Here is a 4,100-nt window from a genome sequence, read left to right on the forward strand (position 1 = left end):
TCGTCGGGGCGGGCGGGCGTGCCGGTCAGATAGACGTCGCGCGCGAAGTCGATCCCGGCATTGGCCAGGAAATAATCGCCCGCGCCGAAATCGCGACGCGACGCATAATCCGCATGGTCGGCGGTCACGTCGGTCATCGGATAGACCAGATATTGTGCGCGCAGCCCGCCGACCCCCGCCTGCGCGATTTCGCGGGCGACCACGGCGGCCAGGTTGCCGCCCGCGCTGTCGCCCATCACCGCGACGCGGGCCGGGTCGCAGCCGATCGTCGCGGCCGATCCCATCAGGAATCCGGTCGCGGCCATCGCATCGCTCAGCCCGGCGGGAAAGGGATGTTCGGGAGCGAGCCGATAGTCGAGGCTGAGCACCGCGACCCCGCTCAGCGCGGCGAGCGACGCGGTGAGCCCATCATAGGCGTCGATGCCGCCGAGCGACCAGCCGCCGCCATGCAGGAACAGCACCACGCCGGGGTCGGCCCCGTCCGGCGCGGCGGGGCGATAGAGCCGCGCAGGGCGGTCTCCGGCCCCGCCGGGCACGGTCAGGTCGACGACGCGTTCGGGGCGCAGATCGCGATCGGCACCGCGAAAGGCCGCGAACACCGCGTCGGCAAAAGCGCGCGATCCGGCCATGCCCTGTTCGACCACGCGCGGCAGCCATTCCTGCTTCATGGCGTCATAAGCGCGCAGCAGCGCCCGGCTCTGCGGGTCGAGCGTGTCCATGTCGGCCGCCACCGCCTCGCGTCGCACGCTCAATACCGGACGATCAGGCGCAGGTCATAGGTGCGCGGGGCGCTGAAGAAGCCGACCTGGACGCCGGGGAACTCCTGGAGGTTGAACCCCTGCACCCGCACATTGCGGTCGGTCAGATTTTCCACCCCGGCGCGCAGTTGCCAGCGGTCCTGCGGGCCGTTCAGCGCGACAAAGGCGTTGATCCGCTCATAGCCCTCCTGCCGCAGCAGCGGCGAATCGGTGATCTCGGTCGCCACGGTCGAGCGATAGGACCCGTCGACATGGAAGGTCGCGGACAGGTAGCTGCTGAGCGGTGCGGTATAGGTCGCGCCAAGGCTGGCGTTGAAATCGGGCGCGTTGACCACGCGGCGGTCGCTGACGTCAGTGACCACCCCGCCGACCAGGATGTCGAAGCGGTCGTAATTGGCATCGAGGAGGCCGAGCGAGCCGGTGATCGCCAGGCCGTCGGTGGGCTGGGCGAGCAGTTCCAGCTCGGCACCCCACGCGCTCGCCGACGCGGCGTTGGTGAACAGGCTGACGAACACGCCGGTGACGGGATCGGAGCCGAACGACGTCACCTGAACATCGGTATAGTCATTGTAGAAGACCGAGCCGTTGAGCGTCAGCCGCCCGTCGAGCCAGCTCGTCTTCGCGCCGCCCTCATAGCTCCAGACGAATTCAGGGCGGAACGGCTGGAACGCGAAGTCGGTGGAGGCACGGCCGTCGAACCCGCCGCTCTTGAAGCCGCGCGAGGCCGATGCATAGAGCAGCACGTCGTCGCTCGCCTGATAGGAGATCGAACCGCGCGGCGTGAACGCGTCGAAGCTCGCCTCGCCGTTGATCGGCCGCCCGGCGACCCCCACCCCGGCAAGGAACGGTGGTGTGTTGCGGATCGTCGAGATGGCGGGGTTGAAGAAGTTCTCGAACAGCCGCCCCGAGCTGCGATCCTCGGTCGTGTAGCGCAGGCCCGCGGAAATGCTCAGCCGGTCGGTCAGCTGATAGGTGGCGTCGCCGAAGATCGCATAGCTGTTGGTTTCCTGCCGCGTCTCGGCGAGGCTCGACGAGGCGAAGCCGAACAGCGTGACCGGAAAGCCGAAGATCGTCGCCGCACCATTGTCGACGCCTGAAAAGGTCGTGTCGTCGTCATAGAAATAATAGAGGCCGCCGGTGAAGGTCAGGTTGTCGGGGTCCTCATAGGTCAGGCGCAATTCCTGGCTGAACTGGCGCTGGTCCTGGTTGAGCAGGATGTCGAGGATCGGCAGCCGCGAGCCGTCGGTGTCGAGGTTCAGGTCGAACCGGAACTCGCGATAGGAGGTGATCGATTCCACCGTCACCTTGTCATTGACGAACCAGCGCGAGGTGAGCGCCACGCCCCAGCCGGTCTGGTCGGACAGGCCGTTGGCGTTGGTATCGACCTGATAGTCGCCGGGGCTGGCGGGGAAGGTGACGAGCCCGCCGGGGATCGCGCCGGTGAGCGGCGTCTCGCGTACCGGGCTGCGCGACGTGTCGGGGCGGTCGACGCGGCCATCGGCGCTCAGCAGGAACTCGACGTCGCTCGACGGCTCGAACAACAGCGAGACGCGGCCCGACAGCGTGTCGACATCGCCGTCATCCTGGCCGGTGAAGCTGTTCTGGTTATAGCCGTCGCGCTTCGAATAGGCGAAGGCGACCTTGGCGCGCAGCGTGTCGCCGGCGATCGGTCCGCTCAGCCGCCCCTTCAGGATCAGGCTGTCGAAATTGCCGTAGCCGACTTCGCCATAAGCCGTGACGTCGCGGGTCGGGCGGGTCGACACGAACTTGATCGCGCCGCCGATCGTGTTGCGGCCATAAAGCGTGCCTTGCGGCCCGCGCAGCACCTCGATCCGCTCGACATCGAACACTTCCAGGAACGCGGCCTGTGAGCGCGAGATGAAGACGTCGTCGACATAAACGCCGACGCCGGGGTCGGCAAAGGCAAGCGAGTCATTCTGGCCGACGCCGCGGATATAGATGACCGCGTTGCCGGCATCGCCCTGGTCGAGATAGAGGTTGGGGGTGGCATATTGGATGCCCGACAGCGTGTCGGCCTGGAGGTTGCTCAGCGCGTCCTCGCCGAATGCGGAGATCGAGATCGGCACGTCCTGCAGCGATTCCGCGCGGCGGCGCGCGGTGACGACGATATCGCCGGGCAGCGGATCGTCGGCTTGCGCCTCGGTGTCGGCCGGGGGACCGGCATCCTGGGCCATCGCGCCAACGGGCGCGCCCATCAGGCCGATCGCCGACGCCAGAACAGCGGCGCGGATGCGCCCGATCCCGCTTGAAACCTTCATGTCTATCCTCCCCGCCGATCATTGGTCGGCTTGCTCGCGAGGATCAGGCTAGGCGGGAAGGGGTGCGAGGGTCGAGGACAAGCGCGGTCAAGTTGACAGGACAAATTCGCTCACGCCGCGCAATGCGCGATCAGGCTTCGTTGTTCTGTGGTTCGCCGCGCATCCGGCCGCGATATTGTGCGGGGGTGACCGCGTGCCAGGCCTTGAACGCGCGCGAAAAGCTGCGCGCGTCGCAAAAGCCGAGCGTGTCGGCGATGTCGGGGACCGCGCGGCCGTTGGCGAGCAGCACCGTCGCACGCCGCGCCAGCGCCTCCGCGCGCAGCGTCCGGAAATCGGCACCCTGCGCGGCAAGCCGGCGGCGCAGCGTCGCGACGCTCAGGCCAAGCCGACGGGCGATCGCCGCCTGGTCGGTGATGCCGCCGCCCAGCAGGCTGCGGACCTGGGCGACCGGATCCCCGTGCGCGGCATCCGCCTGGCGCGCGTCGATTGTGGCGAGGATGCGCGCATAGACGTCCTGGCTGGTGAAGGTGCCGAGATCGGGCGGGATGCCGAGCGCCGCGGCGCCGGGCGCATATTCGAGCAGATAGGCGTTGGCGTGGCGGCGGACCGGCACATGCCAGTAACCGAGCAGCCCGTCCGCCGCGCCGGTGCCCGGCCGACGCGTCGCGACCATGCGGAGCCACGGATCGAGCGGGCTGGACACCACCATCGACAACATGCTGTGCACAAAGATCAGCACCCCTTCCATCACGGTGGTTGCCGCGTCCGGATCGGCATCGAACGCAAAGGGAAAGCCGGCATCGTCGATACGATAGACCAGCCGGTCTGCCTGACGCTCGACCCGGTTGAAGCTGCCGCCGTGGAGGAGGTTATAGGCGCGCGCGATCCGCCGCATCACCTCCTCGAGGTCGCGGGCACCGGCCAGCGTCTCGCTGACGAAATCGGTCGTGCCGCGCGCCAGCGGCCGGCGCGACAGCTGGCACGTCTCGTCCTCGGTCTCGATCGACAGCTGGAGGAGCATCCGGAAATGCCGCGCGATCACCGGCTCGGCGTCGGCGGGCAC

3 protein-coding genes are annotated in these 4,100 nt (G+C 68.0%); all 3 read right to left on the reverse strand.

The window, feature by feature from the left end; all coding sequences use genetic code 11:
* The coding region (locus AX709_RS07170; RefSeq protein ID WP_066548230.1) for an alpha/beta hydrolase fold domain-containing protein at positions 1-746 on the reverse strand (746 nt) is incomplete at its 3' end.
* A gap of 2 nt (positions 747-748) precedes the next feature.
* Entirely contained in the window at positions 749-3,037 is a 2,289-nt protein-coding gene (locus tag AX709_RS07175) for a TonB-dependent receptor (protein ID WP_156454189.1), read from the reverse strand.
* A gap of 130 nt (positions 3,038-3,167) precedes the next feature.
* A partial coding sequence (locus tag AX709_RS07180) for a helix-turn-helix domain-containing protein (RefSeq protein WP_156454190.1) occupies positions 3,168-4,100 on the reverse strand: 933 nt, incomplete at its 5' end.

The organism is Sphingomonas sp. CCH15-F11 (assembly GCF_001557005.1).
Lineage (GTDB): Bacteria > Pseudomonadota > Alphaproteobacteria > Sphingomonadales > Sphingomonadaceae > Sphingomonas.

Excerpts from the sequence above, each read along its gene's own strand:
- AX709_RS07175 (WP_156454189.1), bottom strand. The coding sequence starts at position 3,037 with ATGAAGGTTTCAAGCGGGATCGGGCGCATCCGCGCCGCTGTTCTGGCG.